At 50.3% G+C, this 22828-nt stretch carries 21 protein-coding genes and 1 pseudogene; 3 read left to right on the forward strand and 19 right to left on the reverse strand.

Annotated features, from left to right (window positions below):
- Positions 1-32: 32 nt before the first annotated feature.
- From U0008_RS21130 to metB, 4 genes are all read right to left on the reverse strand, one after another.
- Positions 33-1202 carry a cyanate transporter gene (locus U0008_RS21130; protein ID WP_230793528.1) on the reverse strand — a complete coding sequence of 390 codons (1170 nt, stop codon included), beginning with the start codon at positions 1200-1202 and terminating at the stop codon, positions 33-35.
- Between the two features lie 23 nt (positions 1203-1225).
- Positions 1226-1684, reverse strand: a complete 459-nt coding sequence (locus tag U0008_RS21135) for a nucleoside deaminase (protein WP_043489791.1) — start codon at positions 1682-1684, stop codon at positions 1226-1228.
- A gap of 829 nt (positions 1685-2513) precedes the next feature.
- Entirely contained in the window at positions 2514-4949 is a 2436-nt protein-coding gene (locus U0008_RS21140; RefSeq protein ID WP_043489794.1) for a bifunctional aspartate kinase/homoserine dehydrogenase II, read from the reverse strand.
- A 56-nt stretch (positions 4950-5005) separates the two neighbouring features.
- A complete protein-coding gene (gene metB, locus U0008_RS21145) occupies positions 5006-6169 on the reverse strand; it encodes a cystathionine gamma-synthase (protein ID WP_040044400.1) in 1164 nt (387 codons plus the stop codon).
- Positions 6170-6446: 277 nt separating this feature from the next.
- Here metB and metJ point away from each other — a divergent pair, with 277 nt between their 5' ends.
- On the forward strand, positions 6447-6767 hold the full coding sequence (gene metJ / locus U0008_RS21150) for a met regulon transcriptional regulator MetJ (RefSeq protein ID WP_025799616.1): 321 nt from the start codon (positions 6447-6449) through the stop codon (positions 6765-6767).
- A gap of 179 nt (positions 6768-6946) precedes the next feature.
- On the opposite strand, the gene metF is transcribed toward metJ, so the two are convergent.
- The 11 genes from metF to U0008_RS21205 form a co-directional block, all read right to left on the reverse strand.
- Positions 6947-7855 (reverse strand): methylenetetrahydrofolate reductase, encoded by a 909-nt coding sequence (metF, locus tag U0008_RS21155; protein WP_025799618.1) that lies wholly within the window; start codon positions 7853-7855, stop codon positions 6947-6949.
- Between the two features lie 314 nt (positions 7856-8169).
- Positions 8170-9129 (reverse strand): putative lateral flagellar export/assembly protein LafU, encoded by a 960-nt coding sequence (lafU, locus tag U0008_RS21160; protein ID WP_043489797.1) that lies wholly within the window; start codon positions 9127-9129, stop codon positions 8170-8172.
- On the reverse strand, positions 9129-9992 hold the full coding sequence (gene motA / locus U0008_RS21165; RefSeq protein WP_025799621.1) for a flagellar motor stator protein MotA: 864 nt from the start codon (positions 9990-9992) through the stop codon (positions 9129-9131). The genes lafU and motA overlap by 1 nt, the downstream gene beginning before the upstream one ends.
- A gap of 13 nt (positions 9993-10005) precedes the next feature.
- Positions 10006-10692 carry a FliA/WhiG family RNA polymerase sigma factor gene (locus U0008_RS21170; RefSeq protein WP_040044399.1) on the reverse strand — a complete coding sequence of 229 codons (687 nt, stop codon included), beginning with the start codon at positions 10690-10692 and terminating at the stop codon, positions 10006-10008.
- Positions 10693-10722: 30 nt separating this feature from the next.
- Positions 10723-11196: a flagellar basal body-associated FliL family protein gene (locus U0008_RS21175; RefSeq protein WP_025799624.1), complete on the reverse strand. Its 474-nt coding sequence runs from the start codon at positions 11194-11196 to the stop codon at positions 10723-10725.
- Positions 11197-11215: 19 nt separating this feature from the next.
- Positions 11216-12334, reverse strand: coding sequence for a flagellar hook-length control protein FliK (locus tag U0008_RS21180; RefSeq protein ID WP_162178812.1), 1119 nt, complete (start codon positions 12332-12334; stop codon positions 11216-11218).
- Positions 12334-12639, reverse strand: a complete 306-nt coding sequence (locus U0008_RS21185; RefSeq protein WP_025799628.1) for a hypothetical protein — start codon at positions 12637-12639, stop codon at positions 12334-12336. The genes U0008_RS21180 and U0008_RS21185 overlap by 1 nt, the downstream gene beginning before the upstream one ends.
- The gene (fliS, locus tag U0008_RS21190) at positions 12632-13027 is read right to left on the reverse strand and encodes a flagellar export chaperone FliS (protein WP_025799630.1); all 396 of its coding nucleotides are present in this window, start codon (positions 13025-13027) and stop codon (positions 12632-12634) included. The genes U0008_RS21185 and fliS overlap by 8 nt, the downstream gene beginning before the upstream one ends.
- Positions 13028-13042: 15 nt before the next feature.
- A complete protein-coding gene (gene fliD, locus U0008_RS21195) occupies positions 13043-14365 on the reverse strand; it encodes a flagellar filament capping protein FliD (protein ID WP_043489801.1) in 1323 nt (440 codons plus the stop codon).
- Between the two features lie 231 nt (positions 14366-14596).
- Positions 14597-15487: a flagellin N-terminal helical domain-containing protein gene (locus U0008_RS21200; RefSeq protein ID WP_046449644.1), complete on the reverse strand. Its 891-nt coding sequence runs from the start codon at positions 15485-15487 to the stop codon at positions 14597-14599.
- A gap of 195 nt (positions 15488-15682) precedes the next feature.
- Positions 15683-16573 (reverse strand): flagellin N-terminal helical domain-containing protein, encoded by an 891-nt coding sequence (locus U0008_RS21205; RefSeq protein ID WP_046449643.1) that lies wholly within the window; start codon positions 16571-16573, stop codon positions 15683-15685.
- Positions 16574-17382: 809 nt separating this feature from the next.
- Here U0008_RS21205 and U0008_RS21210 point away from each other — a divergent pair.
- Both U0008_RS21210 and U0008_RS21215 read left to right on the forward strand, forming a co-directional pair.
- Positions 17383-18348, forward strand: a complete 966-nt coding sequence (locus U0008_RS21210; RefSeq protein WP_043495817.1) for a winged helix-turn-helix domain-containing protein — start codon at positions 17383-17385, stop codon at positions 18346-18348.
- The gene (locus tag U0008_RS21215) at positions 18320-18787 is read left to right on the forward strand and encodes a hypothetical protein (protein WP_051874189.1); all 468 of its coding nucleotides are present in this window, start codon (positions 18320-18322) and stop codon (positions 18785-18787) included. The genes U0008_RS21210 and U0008_RS21215 overlap by 29 nt, the downstream gene beginning before the upstream one ends.
- Before the next feature lie 270 nt (positions 18788-19057).
- Here U0008_RS21215 and U0008_RS21220 read toward each other — a convergent pair whose 3' ends face one another.
- The 4 genes and pseudogenes from U0008_RS21220 to U0008_RS21235 all read right to left on the reverse strand — a co-directional run.
- Positions 19058-20086 carry a hypothetical protein gene (locus U0008_RS21220; RefSeq protein ID WP_025799641.1) on the reverse strand — a complete coding sequence of 343 codons (1029 nt, stop codon included), beginning with the start codon at positions 20084-20086 and terminating at the stop codon, positions 19058-19060.
- Positions 20087-20091: 5 nt separating this feature from the next.
- Complete coding sequence (gene flgL, locus U0008_RS21225; protein WP_043489819.1) at positions 20092-21009, reverse strand: flagellar hook-associated protein FlgL; 918 nt, start codon at positions 21007-21009, stop codon at positions 20092-20094.
- A gap of 18 nt (positions 21010-21027) precedes the next feature.
- Positions 21028-22398: a flagellar hook-associated protein FlgK gene (gene flgK, locus U0008_RS21230; RefSeq protein WP_043489821.1), complete on the reverse strand. Its 1371-nt coding sequence runs from the start codon at positions 22396-22398 to the stop codon at positions 21028-21030.
- A gap of 137 nt (positions 22399-22535) precedes the next feature.
- A pseudogene (locus U0008_RS21235) lies at positions 22536-22817 on the reverse strand (rod-binding protein); the annotation flags it as partial.
- Positions 22818-22828 lie beyond the last annotated feature (11 nt).

The following is a 22828-nucleotide window of genomic DNA, read 5'->3' on the forward strand; positions in this document are numbered from 1 at the left end:
TGCCGCCAGCGCCTTAACCGCTGGCGGTTTTTTTAACGGTGTTCGGCGGCGGGCGCAGCCCATTCTTGCGGATAGCGCGATGGAACAAAGCGCAGCGTCAACAGCATTAAACCCACCACCAATAACGCGTGGAATATCCAATCCATCAGGAAGTTACCGCTGAGGCTACGCAACAATCCAGAAAGATAGGGTGACAGGCCTGCCACAATAAAACCGATCCCCTGCATGAAGGCCACCAAGCGCCCTGCAATCGCGGGTTGAGGCGAGTGGTCGAGCGCCAACACCAAACACAAAGGGAACGCGCCGCCGAGTCCAAAGCCGCACACAACAGCCCATAGCACGGACATCTGCAAAGGCATCCAGATAAAACCACAGAACCCAATCAGCTGTAGCATTAACGCCGCCAACAGCAGCACGCGTCGATCCTGACGACGCGCAAACATTGGCAATATTAATGCCCCTGCCGCCTGTCCAACCGTCATCAACGCCAGCAAACTCCCGCTAAACTGCGCGCTGGAGCCCAGTTGCATGTAGTAGGGCGGCAGCCATGCGATCAGGCTGGTATAACCGCCATTGATCAGTCCAAAATAGAGACCCAGCGTCCATGCGCGCGGGCTGATATGTAAGCGCAGCGGCTGGGCTGACACCGCGTGTTTTATTGGCTGCGCCAGCGTTTTGCTCTGTGGCCACCAGCCAATCAACGCAATTACAGCAGGTAATGCCCACCACGCCAAAGAGCGGTGCCAAACATCGCTGTGCTGCGCAAGCCACGGCGTTAGCGCGGCCCCCAAACCACCACCGCCCATCAGCGCCGCCGACCACAATCCCATCACCAACGGCATACGCCGCTGAAATGAGCGTTTAATCACCGCAGGCATAACGGCCTGAATAATCCCGATACCAATCCCGCCCAGCAATGCACTGCTTAACAGCACAAGACTTTGCGGAGCAAGCTCACGTAGCAGCGCGCCAACGGCAATCGCCAGCAAGCTCAGCGCCACGCTATTACGTTCACTGATATGGCGATCGACCCAGCCTCCCGCCAACGCTAATACGCCCATCGCCACCACCGGCAAGGCGGTTAATAATGAAACGGCGGTAAAGCTCATGCCGCTCGCTTCACGCAGCTGCGGCAATAATGGTCCGATAGAGGTAAGAAGCGGCCGCATATTCAGGCCGATTAACACCAAAACTAACAACATCAAACTTTGTTTTTGTGTCTGGCTCATGACTGCTTTTGCGCCCAACGTTCATACAGCTTGCGAGCGTTTAGCTGTGGTAAATGGTGAATCGGTAAAGATTGTTGTTCTAACGGCAGCTGTAATTGCTGATAAATCGCCGCAGTCGATAATTTATACTCTTCCCCATCCTGGTTACCGTTGGCGAAATACACCGCCTTTACACCGGTCAGATACATGGCGCTGAGGCACATCGGACAAGGCTGACCGCTCGCATACACCGTACAGTCACGCAGCGCGGCGCTTCCCAGATGAGCAGAAACCTCACGAATACCGTTCAACTCAGCATGCGCCGTTGGATCGCCATTGAGATGAATGGTATTTACGGCCTCGGCAACAATCTCACCGTTGCGCACAATCACCGCACCAAATGGACGCCCGCCCTGCTCAACGCTATCCGCCGCCAGCGCTAATGCACGCTGTAGATACTCATCATGAGAAGACATGTGTGACTCCTGTTAATAAAAAGTTAGCAGGGTAAGGTTATCTTGAATTAGGGGGGAGGAATAGTGCGGAATGAAACTTTGTCTCTGATTGGTTAGGTCATTACGGTGTAAGGTTTCGACCACCAGATTTATGGCTGAATGGGTGTAAGGTTTCGTTCGCCTGCTCGCAGTCGTGTTTCCATGCAACATCCGAGGTAGGCGACCGATGAGGGGCGCCAGCGCGCGCCCCTTCAATCCTCGCGCTTTTATCCGAGACACCATCTCCGCTCCGGTTTGGTATCGCCCATCCCGGGCGCCCCAAACTCCGCCGGTACATCCCTGTACCGGCGGCTCTCTCTACCAAGGCTTAAACAGTAAAAAGAAAATAGAGAAATAAAATAAGAAGATAAGAAGACAAAAATGTCTTTTGTTTTTTATGTTTAAAGAATGCATTTTAGAGCCGCCAGCAGGGGTGCTGGTGGCAGGTTGAGGGCGCACAGGGATGTGCGCTCCGAGACCGGTCGGCCAAGCAACGCGGTAAAAAGCGCGAGAGTGAAGAGGTTGCGCGCTGGCAACCTCTTCTCGGACGCCTACACCGGCGATTTCATGGAAACAAATTTGCTGACTGGCGGACGAAACCCTTCACAGCTCTATCATAGAGATAGAAAACCGCTGCCAATACGGACGCCTGCACAGTCTCAATGTGAAACTAGGTCTTTTAGGCGGACGTAATATGCATAAGACCTAAAATATTCGGCATAGGCAATTAGTACGAAACCCTTCACCGCTCTATCAAAGAGATAGAAAACCACTGCCAATAAGAACAATTGCCTAAGCGCTCAACCCCAACTCACAGCAGCGCCGCCAACCGATTCAAATCCGACTGAATCGCCCCAGCCGTCACATCGCGTCCTGCGCCTGGGCCACGGATAACCAGCGGATTATCACGATACCAGCGGCTTTCAATGGCAAACACGTTGTCACATGGCAACAGCGCCGCCAGCGGATGTTCTGGACGAACGGCTTCCACGCCAACGCGCGCTTTACCGTTGGCATCAAATCGAGCGACATAACGCAGCACCAGACCCATTTCGTTGGCGGCTTCTAAACGTTGGATCATTTGTTCGTTTAGGTCTTCGCCGTTTTCGAAGAAGTGATCGATAGATCCCCCTTCGCAGCCCGCCGGAACCAACGATTCCACACGCACCTGATTCGGTTCAATGTCATAACCTGCTTCACGCGCCAAGATCACCAGCTTACGCATCACGTCTTGACCAGAGAGATCAACGCGCGGATCGGGCTCGGTCAGTCCCTGCTGCCATGCTTGATCGACCAATTCGGTAAACGGAACCGTCCCGTCAAATTGCAGGAACAGCCAAGATAACGTACCGGAGAAAATCCCGCTGATCGACAAGATGGAGTCGCCACTGTCACGCAGATCGCGAACCGTATAGTTCACCGGCAAGCCAGCACCGACGGTAGCGTTATACAACCAGTGGCGGCCGGTTTTCTCAAAGGCATCACGGATTTGACGATAATCATCGCTGCACGATGCACCAGCTAATTTGTTCGCACTAATGACGTGGAAACCATAGCTGGCAAAATCACGATACTGCTGTGCTAACGACTCGCTCGCCGTAACATCCAGCACCACTAAATCGTCATAAGGATGAGCACGCATCCACAGGAACAGGCTTTCTTCATCCATCTCCTGTGCTTCATCATCAAAGAATGCCAATGCGCGGCTCGCGTCTAAGCCTTCATAATTCAGCAAGCTGCGGCTGCTATCCACCACCCCAGCCAGCACAAATTCAAAACCGCTGCGGGCAGAAATATTCTCCTGCTCACGCGCAAACAGTTCTAACCAGCGCGAACCGATGTTGCCCTTGCCCATCAATACCAGCCCAACACGTTTTTCAGCGCGGAACAGCGTGGTGTGCAAGCCTTGAATCAGGGCTTCAGTTGGGCCACGGCGCAATACCGCCACCAAGCTGATGCTGTCTTCTGACTGGCAGAAGAACTCAATTGGCTGATCTTTTAACTGCTGATAGAAACGGTGGCTGTGCAGGGGATTTTTGCATACGCCTGCGCCGACTAATGCCACCAGCGCTAGTCCTTCACGCAGTTGGAGCAAACCTGGAACGCCTGACTCTTCCAACAGCTTCATCGCGCTTTCCACCACTTCGGCGGTATAGCACAGCTGGATCATATGGCGATCGCGATGGACGCCGGTCGCTAATGGACGCAGCTGAGAGCGCTTGAGCACGCGGTCAATTTCCTGACGCACATGTTCAAAATCATGGCTTTGCGGAACGTTAAGCTCAATCAGGCACACTTCATCGTGGCTGGTAACAATTTTTGCACCGGTGCCAGATGCCAAAACACGCTCAATACGCGTTGATCCCTGCTCTGGCTGATAACTACAGCGCAGCTGTAAATCAATATCGCTGGCGGAAACTGGCTGCAACGTACGCGCATGCAGAACCGGCGCGGCTAAGCGTGCCAGTTCGCTGGCTTCATCTAAACGCAACAGTGGCAGCAGGCAGGCATCTTTAACCTTGCGAGGGTCAGCGCTGTACACACCGGCCACGTCGCTCCAAATCGTCACGCGAGAAACGCCCGCTAATGAGCCGATCTGCGTGGCGGAATAGTCAGAACCGTTACGCCCTAACAGCACGGTTTCACCCGCATCGTTACGGCAGATAAAACCCGTGGCGACGAGGCGTTTGTTAGGGTGCTGCGCCAGAAGTTGCTGTAATAGAGGATAAGATCGGCCTTCATCAACCTGTGGCTGGGCAGAACGTTCGGCGCGCAGGAAACTACGCGCATCCAGCCACTCTGACTCCATACCTTTCACGTTGAGCAGCGCCGACATCAAACGCGCAGACCAAATTTCACCGTGGCCCACCACTTCCGCATAGGTCGCATCGCACATCGGCTCATCGAGTAAAGCGGCTAGGCGCTCTAAATCCTGAGTAAAGAGCGCAACCAAAGGCTCGGCAAGTTCAGCGGGCAACAAACCCGTAATGAGTTCGCTCTGATAGCGACGTAACGCCTGCTGAACCTGATGCGCAGAGATCCGGTCGGTCTGGCTTAGCCTCAACCAGCTAATCAGCTGGTTGGTGGTGCTACCCGCTGCGGAAACAACCATCATATCGCCAGGGAAGCTGTACTCCGCCATAATCCCTGCGACGCGCAGATAACATTTCACATCGGCTAAACTACTGCCGCCAAACTTATGCAGCTGGCGTCCTACCGCCTGCCCCGCTACCGGTTGTGCGCTCATTCTTTACCTCTTAAAACCAGCCTAATATGCAGCGTTATCGCTTGAGAAACAGCACATTAGCGTTGGCTGTTAGCTTTCTGGAACGCCTGCTCCAGATCGGAAATTAAATCGTCACCGTCTTCGATACCTACAGAAATACGCAGCAGGCTTTCTGAAATACCTGCGGCCTTGCGCGCCTCTGGAGCCATACCCGCGTGAGTCATCGTGCCTGCGTGGGAAATTAAACTCTCCACGCCGCCTAAAGATTCTGCCAGTGTAAACAGTTGCAGCGATTTTAGGAATCGTCGCAGCAAGGCTTCATCGCCATCCAGTTCAAAGCTCAGCATCGCGCCAAATCCAGACTGCTGGCGGCAGGCAATTTCATGCCCTTGGTTTTCTGGCAAAGAAGGATGATAAAGCTTTTTCACCAGCGGTTGATGCTTGAGGAACTCCACAATTTTCAACGCGTTTTGCTGCTGTAGCTGAATGCGAGGGCTTAAAGTTCTCAGGCCACGCAGCAGGAGATAGCTGTCAAAAGCGCTGCCGGTCACGCCTATATTATTCGCCCACCATGCTAACTCGGTAACATGCTCAGGATCTTTGGCGATAACGGTTCCCGCTACCACGTCGGAATGGCCATTTAAATATTTGGTACAGGAATGCAGAACCAAATCTGCACCTAATTTTAATGGCTGTTGCAGCGCCGGGCTCAAGAAGGTGTTATCAACCACCGTTAACGCGCCCACGGCCTTAGCCGCTGTGCAAATAGCGGCAATATCCACCACGCGCAGCAGCGGATTACTTGGGGTTTCAATCAGCACCAGCTTAGGTTTTTGTTCCAACGCGGCAGCGAGAGCCTGCGCATCACCCTGATCGACAAACAGCACGTTATACGCCCCGCGCTTCGCCAAACTATCGAACAGGCGATAGCTGCCGCCGTAGCAGTCGTGCGGCGCCACCAGCAAATCGCCTGGTTTGAGGAAAACCGTACACACCAGATGAATTGCCGACATACCCGTGCTGGTCATCACCGCGCCAGCGCCGCCTTCTAGCTCAGCCAGCGCGCGCTGCACCACATCACGCGTAGGATTTCCACGACGAGAATAGTCATGTGCGCGCGGTTCATTGAAATCGGTGAAGTTGTAAGTACTGGAAAGATGGATGGGCGGAACGACGCAACCATACTGCTCGTCATCATTTAAACCACTGCGCACTGCAAGTGTTGCCTGCTTATATGTCACGTTGTTCTCTCCGCGCTGGATGATGTGTCGGGTGAAAGTGGAATAAAGATTAATCGCTTCACATATGGACGTCAATACTTCTAGACATCTAAACTTCTTTGCGTATAGATTGAGCCTTGAGGAAATAACCGCTAAAATTATGTCAGTTTGAGGTGTACTGAAGTCACAAAACGGTGGCATAAACCGATAAATCAGACACTTCGTGAGCATAAATCGTGAGGATCGGACATAATTAGCCGTTTCTCAAAATAACTAAGTCTAATTAAGGTATCCCCCCATGGCTGCTGAATGGAATGGCGAATACATCAGCCCTTATGCTGAGCACGGCAAAAAAAGCGAGCAGGTGAAAAAGATCACTGTATCTATTCCGCTGAAAGTGCTGAAAATCTTAACCGACGAGCGCACGCGCCGTCAGGTCAACAACCTACGTCACGCAACCAACAGTGAGTTGCTGTGTGAAGCGTTTCTGCATGCGTTTACTGGCCAACCGCTGCCTAACGATGCCGATCTGCGTAAAGAGCGTAGCGATGAAATCCCAGAAGCGGCAAAAATATTGATGAGAGAGATGGGTATCGACCCAGATACTTGGGAATATTAATGTTTGCAGTTCTGCAAAATAGAAAACCACGCTAAATGCGTGGTTTTTTTTGCGTGGAAACATGACCCCACCCTAGCCATCCCCTTCACAGGGGAGGGAACCGTTCGGCGTAGGTTGTGAGAATTCTCGATGTGCTCCTCCCCCTGCCAAGGGAGAGGCTGGGAGGGGGTCTTGGCAAGTTACGCAATAATCGGTGAATGAACCTCAGGGCGCACACCGAGCGTATGGCAGATGGCATAGCTCATTTCTGCGCGGTTTAGGGTATAGAAATGGAAGTCTTTCACGCCTTCACGGCTGAGGATTTTCACCATGTCCATCGCGATATTCGCGCCCACCATTTTGCGCGTTTCAGCATCGTCATCCAGCCCTTCAAACATGCTGGTCATCCAGTGCGGCACGCGCACGTTGGTCATGGTCGCAAAGCGCTGAAGCTGCTTAAAGTTCGAGACAGGCAAAATTCCCGGCACAATTTCCACGTCGATACCCGTCGCAACGCAGCGGTCGCGAAAACGCAGGTAGCTTTCAACATCGAAGAAAAATTGAGTAATAGCGCGGTTGGCACCGGCATCAATTTTACGTTTTAAATTAATAAGATCGGCCTGTGGGCTTTTGGCTTCAGGATGAACCTCAGGGTAGGCGGCAACGGAAATATCAAAATCGCCGACCTCTTTCAATAATGAGACCAGATCGCAGGCATACATATCGGGTTTACCGCCGCCCGCGGGCAAATCGCCGCGCAGAGCCACGATATGGCGGATACCGTTATTCCAGTAATCCTGTGCAATGGTGCGTAGCTCGTCACGGGTGGCATCAACGCAGGTCAAATGCGGTGCGGCTTCTAAACCGGTGCGGTCTTTAATGCCTTTGATAATGCTGTGGGTACGATCACGCTCACCAGAATTAGCGCCGTAGGTCACAGAAACAAATTTCGGCTTCAGGCTGCTCAAGCGGTCGATGGACTGCCACAGAGTATCTTCCATTTCGCTCGTGCGTGGCGGGAAGAACTCAAATGACACATTAATTTGTCCGTGCAGTTCTGCCAGACTTTGGTTCAACGCCTCGCGCTGATTTGCGTGAAAGAAACTCATACCCTGTCTTCCTCTTATTGACCTGTTCGTGCGTAGTCACACTTTTTATTATCGTTTTCATTAAGCGTCTATACGTTTAGACGTCTAAACATGAAATTGCCGTAAGTTGGTCACTGAGTCAACAGTTAAATGAATTTCTCGCATGATGAATGTTCAGGGGGAGGTGAAATAAATTCATGTCTGGTATTTCGTGAAGCAACCCCCCTCCCAGCTTCCCCCTTCGCAGGGGGAGGAGCAGATCGAGGATCTTGCAAACATCGCCGAACGGTTCCCGCCCCTGTGAAGGGGAGGGTTAGGGTGGGGTCGGCAACGAACTACCGCTTACTGATCTTATCCGCAATTGGCTTCACAACTTTATCGCCGTGATTACCAAAGAACTGATACAGAGAATCCGATGCTGTATGCGTTAGCACCATAATCTCGATACGACGGTTGGTTGCACTCAGCGGCTGATCGTTATCCAACAGCATTTGGTCAGCCATGGCGTTCACCTGCAATACTTTATCCATCTCCAAGCCGCCGCGTGCCAACGCCTTGCGTGCCGCCATCGCACGATCGCCCGACAGGTTCCAGTTGTTGTACAAATCCTGATCGCGGTAGCGTGATGAATCGGTATGGCCCGTAATAATAATTTTGTTGTCCAGTTTATTAAATACCGGCGCCAAGTCTCGTAGCAGGCGGTTAAAGAACGGTGTCAAAATGGCGCTACTGCGCTGGAACATTTCACGCTTTTGGTCGTCTTGTACCAAAATACGCAGCCCCTGCGGCACAATTTCCATCTTCATATTGGTCTGCGCGTTATACGCCGATGTGACCTGTAAGATGATGCGTGCCAGCTCTTCCATTTCTTGCTGAGAGCGTTTGTTAACCTCTTCTAGCGATTCCGTTTTATTGACGATGTCAGCCACGGATTGCTTTGGTTGGTCGCTCTTGATACCACCGTTGTCTGAGCCCGAGCCGCTGCCTTCGGTATTTTCATCACCGCTACGCTTACCTTCCAGAATCGGGTTACTTCCCCCACCAGAGTTCTTTTGCGTGATAGGGTTTATCGACATGCCATCAAAAATGGATTCGCTATTGAGGGTAGAGACAATTTCTTTACGCTCTTCTTCAGTCACCGAACCCATAATCCACAGCACCATAAACAGCACCATCATTGCGAGCGTAAAGTCAGCAAAGGCAACCTTCCACGCCCCACCGTGAATCGCATCGTGCGATTTACGCGAGGAGCGTTTGATTATCGTGGTGTGACCTTTACCTTTTGGGGAGCGCATCAGTTACCCCCCACCATCTGGTTCACCCAAGAATCCAGCGTAGCGAAGGTCGGTTTGGAATCCATTGGCAACATCTTACGGCCCGCATCCACGGCCAGCAGGGTTGGTTTGCCCGCCACATGGTTAACCAGCACGGTACGCACGCATTCCAGCACCGCCATCTGCGTTTTAGCGCGCTGTTCCATGGCATTAGCCACCGGATCCATCAGGCAGTAACAGATAAATACGCCCAAGAATGTACCAATCAGCGCCGCTGCCACTTTAATACCGATGACCGCAATCGAACCATCGATAGATTCCATGGTGATGATGATCCCAAGAACGGCGGCACAAATACCAAAGCCTGGCATCGCTTCAGCGGTACGCTGTAAAGAACGTGAAGGCAGCAGAAGCTCTTCTTCCATCGCGCCCAGTTCTTGCTCAAGAATACCTTCCAGTTCGTGTTCGTTGATCTTACCCATCGCCATCAAACGGAAGTTATCCGAGATAAAGGTCACCAGATCTTTATCAAGCAAAATCAGCGGGTATTTCTGGAACAGCGAGCTGCTTTCCGGTACTTCAATATGCTCATCCAGAACTTTCAAACCACCGTCCTGAACCAGTTCTAACAGCTCATATAACAGCATCAGCAGCTGACGCTGGTATTCGTCGGTGTATTCGTTTTTGCGCAGTGCACCACGGAATTGGCGCCACATTTCAACCAGCACATGTTTTGGGTTGGCCAAAACCATGGCCCCTAAACCCGCGCCAAGAATAATAACGATTTCGCCAGGTTGCCAAAAAGAAGCCAAACGCCCACCCGACATAATGAAGCCGCCGAGTACACAGACGAAAATAATAATCAGACCTAATAATTTCTGCATAGTGGTTCCACTTCTAGAAAAAGCTTTTAATTTTTTCTGTAATTTTCTTATTGAGCTGACAGACTCTGGCCTCGGTAAGATCCAGCACCAGTGCTATCTCTTTCAGACTCATTTCATGCTGATAATAGAGGCTCAAGATCAGCTGCTCGCGTTTGTCGAGGCTGGCCAAAGCAACACGCAAGGTATTGCTGACCATCATCTCGTCCTCCAACGGACGGCTATTGAGCGCGGAGCCCACGCCGTCGTTAGAGAGTAAATCATCAAGGCTTTCCAGCGACTTAGCGCAGTCGAGCAACAGATATTCCTGATACTCCTGCGGCGAGATCTCCAGTCGCCCTGCAATTTCTTCATAGCTAGGTTCTTTGCCTAGCTCTCGCGCCAGCTCGCGGATGGCGTCATTCAGTTTGTGGGTCTTCTGTCGTAAGCGGCGCGGGCGCCAGTCTAACTGACGCAGTTCATCTAACACGGCGCCGCGAATTCGGTGAATAGCATAAGCACCGAACTGCTCATCGGGATGTCCGTAACGACGCAAGGACGAGAGCAACCCCATTAGGGCGATCTGTTCCATGTCCTCGCGGTCGAGAACGCTGCTTGTTTGGTAAGACAGCTGTCTTACCACACGTTTTACCAACGGCAGATACGCAGTGAGATACTGCGTTTCTTGCGCCGGAGTCAGCGCTTCATTGGTCATAAAATCCATTATTTCCATTGCTCGTGTTTCTATCGCTTTCTATTGAAAGACCATCTTGCTAATGATGACATCGTGAAACGGCACGCCCGTATTCAGTGCTTTAAACTTCGTCACATACGCCGCCATTAGCTGTTCACGCAGCTCAACCACGTTCATGCCGCGAATATGTGAATATTCCATATCGGATAACAGGCTAACGGTCGCCCCACGGATTGCAGGAACCATCGCCTCGGTACGCGCAGTTTCCTTGCCATCAGACGTGGCGAGCGCCAGTTCTAAAAGTAAATAGCGTTCTTTTTTGTTATCGCTTTTCAGGGTGATAACAACGTTTTTGATTTCGACAAACTCTACGGTGGCCTCACCATCAGCGGAGGAGAACATCTTAGAAATTTTGTCACCCACACCGTTTTCGGGCTGAGCCAGAATGTGATTTCCCATTACGGCCAAAACCGCCGCCAGCACAGCGGCGACTAATGCAATTACCAAACCTAATGAAAATGTTTTTACGGTCATATATGTCTTATTCAGTAGTTCAAATTGTCATGAGGACAGATTCATCCTCGCGGGTTTTCTTCGATGATTCAGTGGCTTCACTGTCCAGCGGTGTACCCGAGAGAATGAAAGGCTGCTGAGCTTCGCCTTGATGCCCATGCCCTGATTGTTGCTGTGAGTTTTGCGAGGAAACTTGAACGTTCACCTGCACAAAGTTCTGGTCAGTCAGACTTTGGCGCAGTTCATTACTGACCTGCTGCAGGGCGCGATAAACCTCGCCTTGGCTGGCATTGATGTGCACCTGCAAACGTCCAGACTCAAATTGAATCGAGATATCGATCTTGCCCATATCCGGCGGATCGAGTCGGATCGTGGCATGTTGAACCTGATTTTTAACCTGAACCTGTAAGCGCTCACCGAGTGAATTTTGTAACTGCTGCGGCCAGCGCTCTTCGCTGGATTCCAGCTTCAGCGGCGCAGTAGTCGCATTAAAATTCTGCACCGTTGAAGCCACGTTATTACCTACGCTTGAAGGCGCAGACGTGGCTAACGACGCATTCAGGAGATCGCTGGGTACAGAGGAATGCTGTTGCATCGCAGGACTAAACGCTTCGTGGGTCTTGGTCATTGCCGATGAGATGGCAATATCAGACGGCGTAGCGTTTAACGCAGCGTTCAGCAATGACGCATTCACCGGCTGAGAAGCGCCTGTCGTCACCGGTTGAGCCGTCGTTTGGCGGCTTAGCATCAGCAATTCAGCAGAAGCGTGTTGCTCACCCTGCGGCGTTGCCGCCTGCTGAGCCGGTGGCTGGTAGGTGTTCAATAGCAGATTCAACATCTGCTGTTGATCTTCCTGCGGCAAGCTCGCCAGATCGTCGGCATCCGCATCGCTATCGGCAGAAGGCAGCGCAGTATCCGCGTTTGTGCCTCCCACAGCAGGACGCAACCCCGTAACACCAGACTGAGCAAGCAAAGAGCCCACCATACTGAGCAGCTCATGACTGAACTGCGCGGTGTTTTCCGGTAATGCGCCACTATTTAGCACTCCACCGACCGCCCCGATCATCGGCGCGGCGCCAGTCGAATCACCGATAGACACGGCAGAAGATGCGTCCATCGCAGTCGGCATTGAGCTAGAAACCAGATCCATCATGCTCATTATTCGCTGTCCTCATCGCCGCCAAAGGTGGCATAAGCGATTGCCCCTTCGCGGTTATTACGGTGCAAAGCCATCTTGTGCTCGAGTTCTGCGCTTTGCTGGCGGCAGATCTCATTCACGCGATGATGAGTATCTTTCAGCATCATCAAGGCCTGCCGCTTTTGCTCGCTCAACGGCTGCCCGCTGAGTGAACTCAGTAACGAAGCGATCTGCTTATCAACATTCCGCACCTGTACCCAATCACGCTGCTGAGTGGCACTCTTCAACGCGTTGGCAAGGAACTGAATCAGCTGAATATCATCCATTCTGCTTACCCATCTCTTCCCAACCTTCACGCAGGTTGTTGAGGATGGCTTCCACTTCATCAATGTATTCAACCGACAGCTTGTGGCTAGCGTCATAAAGACGGTAAACGCAGTAGTCATACAGGTTTGCCAAGCTCAAGGCCAAGTCACCACCCTTTTCGTAATCCAGCGCGCTTGTCAGCGCATTGAGAATATCGATGCACTTATTAATGCTCTGAACTTTACGTTCATAGCGCTTGGCAACAATGTGGCTCTTGGCGCGAACCAGTTCATCCATGAGACCGCTAAACAGCATAAGAACCAGCTGATGAGGGGTCGCGGCGGCGGCCTGAATCGCCAGATCTGAATCCTGATAAAGGCCGTATCCTTCCTGTTGAGTTCCGTACATAAAACCTGCGTTTCCTTAGACTAAGCCAAACATACTCATCGTGTTGTTCATCTGAGACATCACCTGTTGCAACTGGGTAAACTGCTTCAGATAACGGTTATAAGAGTTCTCATAACGGGTGCTAATTTTTTCACTGCGGTCAGTCAGCTGCGTTTCCTGACGATCCAGAGATTCTTGACGGCCCTTAATCACGCCGTTGGTGCTGTTCAGATATTTATCCAGCGACTTATCCATTTTCTTGATAAGGCCGTCATTGCCGTTAAACAGCGCGGTCAGCTGCGTCGGGTTATCTGTCAGCATTTTCTCGAGCTTTTCGCTGTCGAGTTCTAACTTGCCGTCTTTATCCGCGGTGATGCCGAACTTAGTCATGTCCAAACCATCGATATTGGTACGAACCATGTTGTTCAGTTCACGCTCTAACGATGCAATTCCCGCATCACCGGCAAAGGCACCACGATCTTTTCCACCGCTGCCGCTAGCGGTTAATTTGCCAAGTGAATCACGCATCGTGTTATAGGCATCGATGAATGCTTTTACCTGTGTTTCAGTTTCACTGGTGTCGGTGTTGACGTTGATACGCAGTGGCGCATCACCAACCTTCTGTGCCTGATTCAGCTCAACGGTCACGCCGTCAATAACACCGTCTAACTTATTGGTACTGTTAGTAATTTTCAGGCCTGTATCGTTACCACCCAAATAAACGATGGCGTCTTTGGCTTCAGAGATCGTGGTTTTCTTACCTGAATCCATTTCAGCCGGAATATCGCCACTCAGCTTAAGTTCGTTTTCTGCACCGGTTTTATCACTGCTGAGCATCAGCTTAACTTCGCCGTCGGTGCGGATTAGCGATGCGGTGATCGCTGGGCTTTTCTCTGAGCCATCGTTGGTTTTGTTGATGGCTCGAGCCAGATCTGACATGGTCTCTAGACCATCCATCTCGATATCAATAGACTTGCCATTGACCTCAAGCGTGAAGGTGCCCGTCGCGTTGTTGACGGCATCATCGGTCATATCGTCGAACGCCACCTGATGCGAGCCCGCCAGTTGCTCAACGTAAAGGTTGTATGTTCCTTTGGTGGCGTTGGAGTTGGCGGTGACATTGGCAATATTGTCTAAACTGGTGGTGACCTTATTGGTCAGCAGGCCATTATTGGTTTTATTCAGCGCCGTTAATGCGGTGCGGAAATCCGTCATGGCACTTTTCAGCGCTTTTAACGCATCTTGCTGGCCGGTTAACGACGTTTGCTGTTTCTTCAGGGCTGCCTGCAATGCCATAACATCGTAGCTAGCCAACTGCGTTGCCATGGTCTGTGGGTCAATACTCGTAAAATCTGACATGCTGATCCTCCGGACGCGCTGGCGAGTAGAAATGGTTACCTACAGGGTTACCGATAAATCCCCCACAGATAAAGCAAAGTACGTGCCAACTTTTTAGTTAATTTAAATCAATGAGATGGGTGACTACCGGAAGGTGTTTTTCCTGATATTGACGGAAAGAGGAAGTATTCCGGCAGAAATAAAAACACCGCCCAAGAGCGGTGTTTTTTTGCATTATGGTGTCATCGCTGATTAGCCCAGCAGAGACATCACCATGCCTGACATGCTGTTTGACTGCTTCAGCATAGACATGCTGGTTTGTGCCAACATCTGCTGACGCGTCATGGTTGATGCTTCAGAAGCGAAGTCGGCATCGCGGATGTTGCCCAGCGCCAGCTCGGTATTGTCCTGCATGTTTGCTAGGTTCGCAGAGGTATGCCCCAGACGGTTGATGTTCGCACCCAGAGATGAACGCAGAGAACCAACTTCTTTTAGCGCGCCTTCCAAATCAGCGATAGCGCCAGAAGCACTCGTCGCAGAATTCAGTTTCAACGCTCCCAGACCAGTACCAGGGACAGTTGTACCACTTGGGTTAGTGGTTGCTGCTGTACCGATAGTTTTGGTTAAGCCAGACAACTGGCTAGAAACATTAACATTCAGCGTTTCTGCGTTGCTAGAACCGATCTGGAAGTTCAGGCCACCAGTGCTAGCCAGACCTGTAGTACCGCTCAGCAGTTTAGTGCCGCCGTAGCTGGTGTTGCTCATAATGTTGCCCAGCTCAGAGTTCAGCTGATCGAATTCAGACTGCAGGGATGCACGGTCTTCACTTGAGTTAGTGTCGTTCGCTGCCTGAGTGGCTAAGTCTTTCATGCGGTACATGATGTTGCTGACTTCATCGAATGCGCCTTCAGCGGTCTGCAACATAGAAGTTGCATCGGCGATGTTGCGTTTTGCGACGGTCATGCCGTTAGTCTGGCCCTGCAGACGGGAAGCGATCTGCATGCCTGCTGCATCATCTGCCGCAGAGTTGATACGCTTGCCGGTACCCAGTCGTTCCATCGACGTAGACAGCAGGCTGTTAGATTTATTCAGCGCGTTCGTAGAAGCCATGGAAGAGGCATTGGTAAAGATAGATAAAGCCATTGTGTCGTCTCCTTCAGGGAATCCACCTATTTAGATTCCGCATCTCTCGTACTAATAGAAAACGACACACTGACTCTGCGAATTAAATCGAAAACTAAAAAAATTAAACAAAATTTTCATTGGCTAATGGTGACTGCCTGATAGATACAAAAACACCGCCCATAGGCGGTGTTTTCACGAGAGTCATGCGGAATATTAGCCCAGCAGAGACATTACCATGCCTGACATGCTGTTTGACTGCTTCAGCATAGACATGCTGGTCTGTGCCAACATCTGCTGACGCGTCATGGTTGACGCTTCAGACGCGAAGTCCGCATCGCGGATGTTGCCCAGTGCCAGCTCGGTGTTGTCCTGCATGTTTGCCAGGTTCGCAGAGGTGTGGCCCAGACGGTTAATGTTGGCACCCAATGTTGAACGCAGGGAACCAACGTCTTTCAGAGCGCTTTCCAGGCTTGCAATGGCGCCAGAAGCATTAGTCGCAGAATCCAGTTTCAACGCTCCCAGACCAGTACCAGGGACAGTTGCACCACTTGGGTTAGTGGTTGCTGCTGTACCGATAGTTTTGGTTAAGCCAGACAGCTGGCTAGAAACATTAACATTCAGCGTTTCTGCGTTGCTAGAACCGATCTGGAAGTTCAGGCCACCAGTGCTAGCCAAACCAGTACCGCCGCTCAGCAGTTTGGTACCACCGAAGCTAGTGTTATCCATGATGTTGCCCAGCTCAGAGTTCAGCTGATCGAATTCAGACTGCAGGGATGCACGGTCTTCAGTGGAGTTCGTGTCGTTCGCTGCCTGAGTTGCCAGGTCTTTCATGCGGTACATGATGTTGCTCACTTCATCGAATGCGCCTTCAGCGGTCTGCAGCATAGAAGTTGCATCGGCAATGTTACGTTTTGCAACGGTCATGCCGTTAGTCTGGCCCTGCAGACGGGAAGCGATCTGCATGCCTGCTGCGTCATCTGCCGCAGAGTTGATACGCTTGCCGGTACCCAGTCGTTCCATCGATGTGGACAGCAGGCTGTTAGATTTATTCAGCGCGTTCGTAGAAGCCATGGAAGAGGCATTGGTAAAGATAGATAAAGCCATTGTGTCGTCTCCTTCAGGGAATCCACCTATTTAGATTCCGCAATTCTTGTACTAAGAGAGAACGACACGTCGACGATGAGAGTTAAATAGAAAATAAAAAAATCTTCAGTTCGATAATTAGCTAGAAACTTCTTTCTTATATAGAAAAGCTTATTTTAAAAGATGACACCAATCAGCCTTCCTCAACCCAATCGCCATCAAGAATAAATAAACATGATGGTTATATTAATGGCACTCTCTATATACCCACATTAGAGAAAAGGAATTAATAAATTAAAATATTATTAATAGCGACACAAATCAGAAAAATCTTAAGATAAAAGTCTTATTATTTTTACATTATTTTCACTTTGCTTATAATGCATCAGCGTTACCTTATTAGTTAAATTAACCCACAATTAATCACGGTTAACGCATACAAAAAGATCACGCATTTCACAAATGAAATACAAAGGTATCTCAAAGGTACTATGTATTTACCTATAGACATATTTGGTCATAACTCCAGCGTAGAAATAGAGCTACAGGCCTTGCGTGTTGGTATTTGTTCGCGTAAAACAGTGTTCTCGGAAGAGAATCTTCCTAAAAGAGATCGATATTGACCAGACACCTTCCCTCAAAAAGAGGCTGTTTGGAACGCTTTCGGGCATAAGAACACGATGTTCTTCAGTCCCCCACCGCAGCGGGCGGCAATTCATTGACGAATTATAAACGGACTTTTTAACCCAATTTGCGTTAAGAGACGTTCTTTTGATCTCTCTAAAATACAATTATTTTACACATTAATGGTTTAATACTTCTGTAATTAAATGAATAAACGCTACTGTTCTGTTAATGATTGGCTCCTGGACATTTCTTCCGGTTCAATATTGCATTTAAATACCGGCGAAAGAAAAAGACTCGGTGAATACCAATTAAAGCTATTAGATATCCTGACTCAGCATGCGGGAGAAATCCTCTCACGTGAAGAGCTAACCAATATGGTTTGGGAAAGGCGAGTGATAGGAAATAATAGCCTTCCTAATGCCGTGCATGCTTTACGTGTTGCGCTAGAAGATGATGGTAAACAACAAAAAATAATCAAAACCATACCTAAAAAAGGTTATTTACTAGAGTCATCTTATTGCCGCTGTATTGAAACAGAATCATCAAATGAGAATAAGAATATAACAGAGATACCTCCTGAAGGTATTTCTACGAATTCAAACAGCTACAATGAAGAAGAAGCATCGTCTGATGTCGTTAGCGTGGAAACTTCGTCTCTGGGGATCAGTCCTGAACCTGGATATTATCAGGAAGCCTCCCAGCTAAACGAGCCTCAGCCCGCCAGAAAGCATTCATGGTTAGCCTATGCGGTTCTCATGCTGGTCGCCGTACTGGTCAGCGGCGCGATGGGCTATAAGTACCTGACGCTCAATAACAAATCGATCGCTGCCGCTCAGCAGGAAAACAACGTCTACAGCAATATTCGTTTGTATCAGATCGTGCAAGATGGCGACACATCGACATCCAAAGATTCACTTTATATCAAGCTGAAGGACACGCTTTACCAACTCAACCAGCGCTTGAAGACCAAAAACATCTACATGGATGTTTACTATAAGGTCTCTGATCAAGTGCTGAACTATACGTTTTCAGTGGAAACCACCTGTGCCAACCAACAGCTCGCCATGACGATCTACCATTGGCGAACCGATACACGTCAGCTTAGCAACCTGATCTTTCGTGAAACTGTGAGAAAAATAAATGAAATTCCAGCCTGTCAGAGCCAATAAGCTGATATGGATGCTAAGCCTGCTTATTTTGTTAATCGGAATACTCGGCTACACCGCATTATCCGTCGCGACGCCAAGCCTGAAACCAAGGCAAGGCACGGTGCAAATGGGCTTTTATGATCTGATGTCTCAGCAGAAAGAGCTCTATGACTCTCATTTAACCTCAGTGAACGGCACTATTCTTAACACCATCACTAACCCAAACGACACGCGCTTTGTGGTGAAAGGGAAATTTACGGAAACTCACCGCGAATTAGGCAAGGTGTACTATCTCTACTCGCAGATTTATTACAGTACGCCTCAACGACGTCTGATGATCGATGGGCTGATTGATTTTTTACAGAATAATGAAGTGTGGATGATCCCACTGAAACTAGACGGCCAGCCGCTGGTGATAGGGCAAACCGGAATGATATTTTTATATCCTTTGGGGCATTAGTCTATACCCCCCTCCCAGCCAAGAAAAAAGCTAGGGCTAAACCCCCTCCCAGCCTCCCCCTTCGCAGGGGGAGGAGCCGATCGAGGATCAATCCAACATCTCTGAACGATTCCCCCTGCCAAGGGGAGAGTTAGGGTGGGGTCATTGAGATAACACTCTCCCTCCAGCCTCACTTCGCAGGGAGGAGCAGATCGTAGATCAGCCCAACATCACCGAACGATTCCCTCCCCTGCCAAGGGGAGGGTTAGGGTGGGGTCATTGCTGAGATTTTCACCCCAACAAATTCTTCACTGTACCCAAGCGCACATTGGCCTGCGCACTCAATGCCTGATTAAGGCTAGAAAATTGGCTGCTGCTGTTTTGTAGATGCTCACCTAATGCCTGAGAGACAGCCAGCGCCTGCTGCGGCTCATACGGCGTGGCCATTCCCTCAATGCGCGTACGAACACGCTCTTGCTGAAAACGTAATTTTCCACGCTGATGGGTGATTTGCTCCAGCGCGGTTAACACTTCCGTTCCCCGCTCGCGCAAACGCTCTGGCTGCGCTGCAATTTGTTTAAGCACGTCGCCAATCGCGGGCTCAGCCTGTGGTGTGAGCGATGAGAACGTTGAGTTAAAACGCTTTCCCTCACCGCGTACGCTTAAATGCGTACTCACTCGCTCCCAACGCGACTCATCGACGCTAAACGTCACATCACCGGCGCTATCTTGGCGGGCATGCACGCCAAAACGTCCTAATCCTTGATTCAAACGCATCACCGCCTGACGCTCAGAGCCATTTTGCGTGAGTGATACCGCGGCCATTTCTCGTTTGTTGCCACCGAGAGAGAAAACTAACGTCTCAGCATCTCCGCCCTGCAACAGTTTTTCACCCTCTGGCAGCGCAAAATTCACCTGCGTTTTGCCTTCCAACTTCACGTTGAAATGGCGATCAACGGTATTGCCGGAAAGCTGAGCGCGGTTATCCAGCAAGCTTTGCAAACCTTTCGCCTGCTGACGAATGGTATCAGGTCGAGTTTGGCTGTGTGTCGCGGAATGGCGCAGCTGCAAGAGCTGGCTTTCCGTTTGCGATAGAAAACTATCTGCCTGCTGAACCGCCGTTAATTGCTGGTTAAGCTGAACGTTATAGCGCAGCGGGCGCGCTGAAATCAGAGGTGATTCAGGGAAACTAGCCGGTGAAGCTGACGTGGTATCCGTAATGCCACGATTGCGAACCGACTGTGGGGCATCAATACCTCCCCGCGTCAGCGGGGAAGTGGTTGAGGTTTGTAACGAGGAAGTGCTAAGACCAACTTGCATATCAATTACATCATGCTAAAGAGTGAGAGCTGACTAATCATGCTGTAGGTTTTATTCGAAACCTGCATCGAGTTGTAATACAGCTGAAAATTGACCGACGCCGTGGCCATATCTAAACCTGACAAATCTTTAGCGACCATATCATTAGCCGTTTTCACGTCCGTATGCGCATCATCCAACATCGTTAAACGATTTTGACGCCCACCGAGATCGGTAAAGATCGCGGCCACATCGTCTGAAGAATCTTTTACGGCACCCATCAGCGCATTGAGCTCATCCGCATAGTCAGAAGCTGGAATATTCGGATCCTGCATTTTCTCACTGATCGACTTCAGCTTGTTTAATAAATCCAGATCGTTACCACTGCTCGAAAAAGCTCCGCTCAGGTTGGTATTTTCAGTGATGCTCACGCCGTTAGCCACTGCGGTTTCACGCGTACCGTCGTTACCGTGGTATTCATAGCTCTGGGTGGTTTCGTTCCACACTACCGGTTTCTGATCGGTTTTGGTGCCAGAAAACAGATAGCGACCGTCTTCGTTTTTCGAGTTCAGCGTCGCCACCAGAGAATCGAGCATGGAGCCAATCTCTTTGCCAAAGCCGGACATATCTTCGCTGCTGTGAGTATCGTTAGACGCCGCCAACAGTTTGTCATTAAGCGATGTCAGCTGATTGTTCAGCGCCGTCACGTGCGACTCCTGCATCGATAGGTTGCCAGACAAACGCGAGATATTGCTCTGATACTGGGTGATCGCAGACTGTTCACGGTTAAGCTGCACCATACGCGAACTGGCGATGGGATCGTCAGAAGGAACATTGACGCGCTGCAATGTCGACATCTGCTGCATCAGTTTATTCATCTGGGTACCGTTTTTACCCATCTGGTAGGTCATCATATTGGCGTTGTAGAGGCCGCTGACTCGCATGTTAATTCCTTATTATTATCAGAGCAGATTCAGTAAATCGGAGAAGATCTGGTTACCCGCCGCAATCACTTTCATATTTGATTGATAGGCATTCATGTAAACCTGAAGATTAATTGCTTCTTCGTCCTGATCGACCGCGCTGAGGTTGTCACGCTGATTCTGCGCTTCTACATAGACAGATATGGCTGCTTCGGCTTCGGTCTGGTTCTCACGGCTAGCAATACCGATAGAACTAATAATCGCGGCGGCACCTTCGTTGATGCTCATATTGCCCATGCCGCCGATATCCACCTTCTTGTTTTTCAGTTCAATCAGCAAATTCAGGTTATCGCCGTTACCCGTTTCATCATTTTTACCTGAAAGCGCCAGCTCATCGGGTTTGATGTCGGTGATGGTCAGCATGCCTGCTGGATTACTCAAATCGAAATTAAACAGCGGCTTACCCGGCTGACCATTCAGATCGAAACCTTGTCCGAGCTGATCGTTGAACATGGTTGCAATAGATTCCGCCATGCCCTGAACCGATTCCTGCATTTCTTTGAGCGTACCCTGCTCATAATCATTCAGCGCACCAAGCTGACCGCCGGTTGCCGGATTAATCGAGTATTCAGAACCAGCATATTTTAGCGTCAGTAACTGACTGCCATCTGGCTGGGTCGTGGTGGCGAGTTGGCCCGAACTCTGCCCGTTAACCAACGGCTGACCATTCGGCAAAGCGACCGTGTAATTGCCTTTCGCGTCTTCGCTGACTTTCACGTCAACCATGCTGCTCATCTGTTTCACCAGCTCATCACGCTGATCGCGCAGCACGTTGGTGTTACCGCCGGTGGCTTCAAGCTCAGCAATTTTCTGGTTATAACCTGCAATGTTCGAGCTAAGCGTATTCACGCTGTCTACCGTGGCATTACGCTGACTATTGATTGACGTCTTCTGGCTAGTAATAAAATTATTAATGTTATTAAAACGCGTCGCCATCGACTGCGCTTCGTTGATTAATTGCTGACGCAGCGCAGGAGAATCGGGCTCGGTGGTGAGCTCATTAAGCGAAGCAAAAAGTTTATCGATACCGTTGCCCAAACTGGTGGTATCCGTGCCAATCACCGACTCCAGCGCACCAATATACTTCTGCCCAGAATCATAATAGTTAGCTTTGCTGTTGGTGCCCCATACCTGACTGGTCAAATACTGATCCGAGATGCGGCGAATACTGTCAACCTGAACACCGTTACCCGCAGACAGCCCCACGGAGCCCATCGGCCCTACGGCACTTTGCAAAATACCTTGGCGGCTATAGCCCGGCGTTAAGGCATTCTGAACGTTCATACCAACGGTATTCATACCTAACTTGGCGGCTTGAATGCCGCTGTAAGCGTTACTGATTAAACTCATAATGATTCCTGTCCGCGGCTAAGTACTGGGATAACGGGCGTTTCAAGCTCTACGGGCTCTGGCGCTTCTACAGAATCAGAAGCGACATTTTCGCCCTCAATCTTAAGTGCGCGTTCCATTCCCTTAACCTGAGGATCAAGCTGGTTAATCAGCATGGTGGCGATTCCGCTACTGCGCTGTGAAGCCAGCTGCGAGGCCAGTTTGTCATCATAAAAATCACGCATCATGCGCTGCTGCTTGCTGTTGAACGGATCATCATCCGCCGCTAACGCATCCGACGCTTTGCGCATCTGCTGCATCATCGAACGCAGGAACATTGCTTCGAACTGCTCGGCGGCCTGATCTAAATTCTGTGCTTTCAGCGTGCCAGTGAAATCTCCCGGCAGCACGGTACTTTGGCGATTAATGGCATCAATCATGGTTTTTTTCC

The sequence above is a fragment of the Hafnia alvei genome, assembly GCF_034424155.1.
Classification (GTDB): Bacteria; Pseudomonadota; Gammaproteobacteria; order Enterobacterales; family Enterobacteriaceae; genus Hafnia; species Hafnia alvei.

Excerpts from the sequence above, each read along its gene's own strand:
- U0008_RS21210 (WP_043495817.1), top strand. The coding sequence starts at position 17,383 with ATGAATAAACGCTACTGTTCTGTTAATGATTGGCTCCTGGACATTTCT.
- metF (WP_025799618.1), bottom strand. The coding sequence starts at position 7,855 with ATGAGTTTCTTTCACGCAAATCAGCGCGAGGCGTTGAACCAAAGTCTG.
- lafU (WP_043489797.1), bottom strand. The coding sequence starts at position 9,129 with ATGCGCTCCCCAAAAGGTAAAGGTCACACCACGATAATCAAACGCTCC.
- U0008_RS21130 (WP_230793528.1), bottom strand. The coding sequence starts at position 1,202 with ATGTTGTTAGTTTTGGTGTTAATCGGCCTGAATATGCGGCCGCTTCTT.
- U0008_RS21205 (WP_046449643.1), bottom strand. The coding sequence starts at position 16,573 with ATGGCTTTATCTATCTTTACCAATGCCTCTTCCATGGCTTCTACGAAC.
- U0008_RS21200 (WP_046449644.1), bottom strand. The coding sequence starts at position 15,487 with ATGGCTTTATCTATCTTTACCAATGCCTCTTCCATGGCTTCTACGAAC.
- U0008_RS21140 (WP_043489794.1), bottom strand. The coding sequence starts at position 4,949 with ATGAGCGCACAACCGGTAGCGGGGCAGGCGGTAGGACGCCAGCTGCAT.
- U0008_RS21220 (WP_025799641.1), bottom strand. The coding sequence starts at position 20,086 with ATGCAAGTTGGTCTTAGCACTTCCTCGTTACAAACCTCAACCACTTCC.
- motA (WP_025799621.1), bottom strand. The coding sequence starts at position 9,992 with ATGCAGAAATTATTAGGTCTGATTATTATTTTCGTCTGTGTACTCGGC.
- U0008_RS21215 (WP_051874189.1), top strand. The coding sequence starts at position 18,320 with ATGAAATTCCAGCCTGTCAGAGCCAATAAGCTGATATGGATGCTAAGC.
- metJ (WP_025799616.1), top strand. The coding sequence starts at position 6,447 with ATGGCTGCTGAATGGAATGGCGAATACATCAGCCCTTATGCTGAGCAC.
- U0008_RS21175 (WP_025799624.1), bottom strand. The coding sequence starts at position 11,196 with ATGACCGTAAAAACATTTTCATTAGGTTTGGTAATTGCATTAGTCGCC.
- flgL (WP_043489819.1), bottom strand. The coding sequence starts at position 21,009 with ATGCGAGTCAGCGGCCTCTACAACGCCAATATGATGACCTACCAGATG.
- fliD (WP_043489801.1), bottom strand. The coding sequence starts at position 14,365 with ATGTCAGATTTTACGAGTATTGACCCACAGACCATGGCAACGCAGTTG.
- fliS (WP_025799630.1), bottom strand. The coding sequence starts at position 13,027 with ATGTACGGAACTCAACAGGAAGGATACGGCCTTTATCAGGATTCAGAT.
- U0008_RS21170 (WP_040044399.1), bottom strand. The coding sequence starts at position 10,692 with ATGGATTTTATGACCAATGAAGCGCTGACTCCGGCGCAAGAAACGCAG.
- U0008_RS21185 (WP_025799628.1), bottom strand. The coding sequence starts at position 12,639 with ATGGATGATATTCAGCTGATTCAGTTCCTTGCCAACGCGTTGAAGAGT.
- flgK (WP_043489821.1), bottom strand. The coding sequence starts at position 22,398 with ATGAGTTTAATCAGTAACGCTTACAGCGGCATTCAAGCCGCCAAGTTA.
- U0008_RS21180 (WP_162178812.1), bottom strand. The coding sequence starts at position 12,334 with ATGAGCATGATGGATCTGGTTTCTAGCTCAATGCCGACTGCGATGGAC.
- U0008_RS21135 (WP_043489791.1), bottom strand. The coding sequence starts at position 1,684 with ATGTCTTCTCATGATGAGTATCTACAGCGTGCATTAGCGCTGGCGGCG.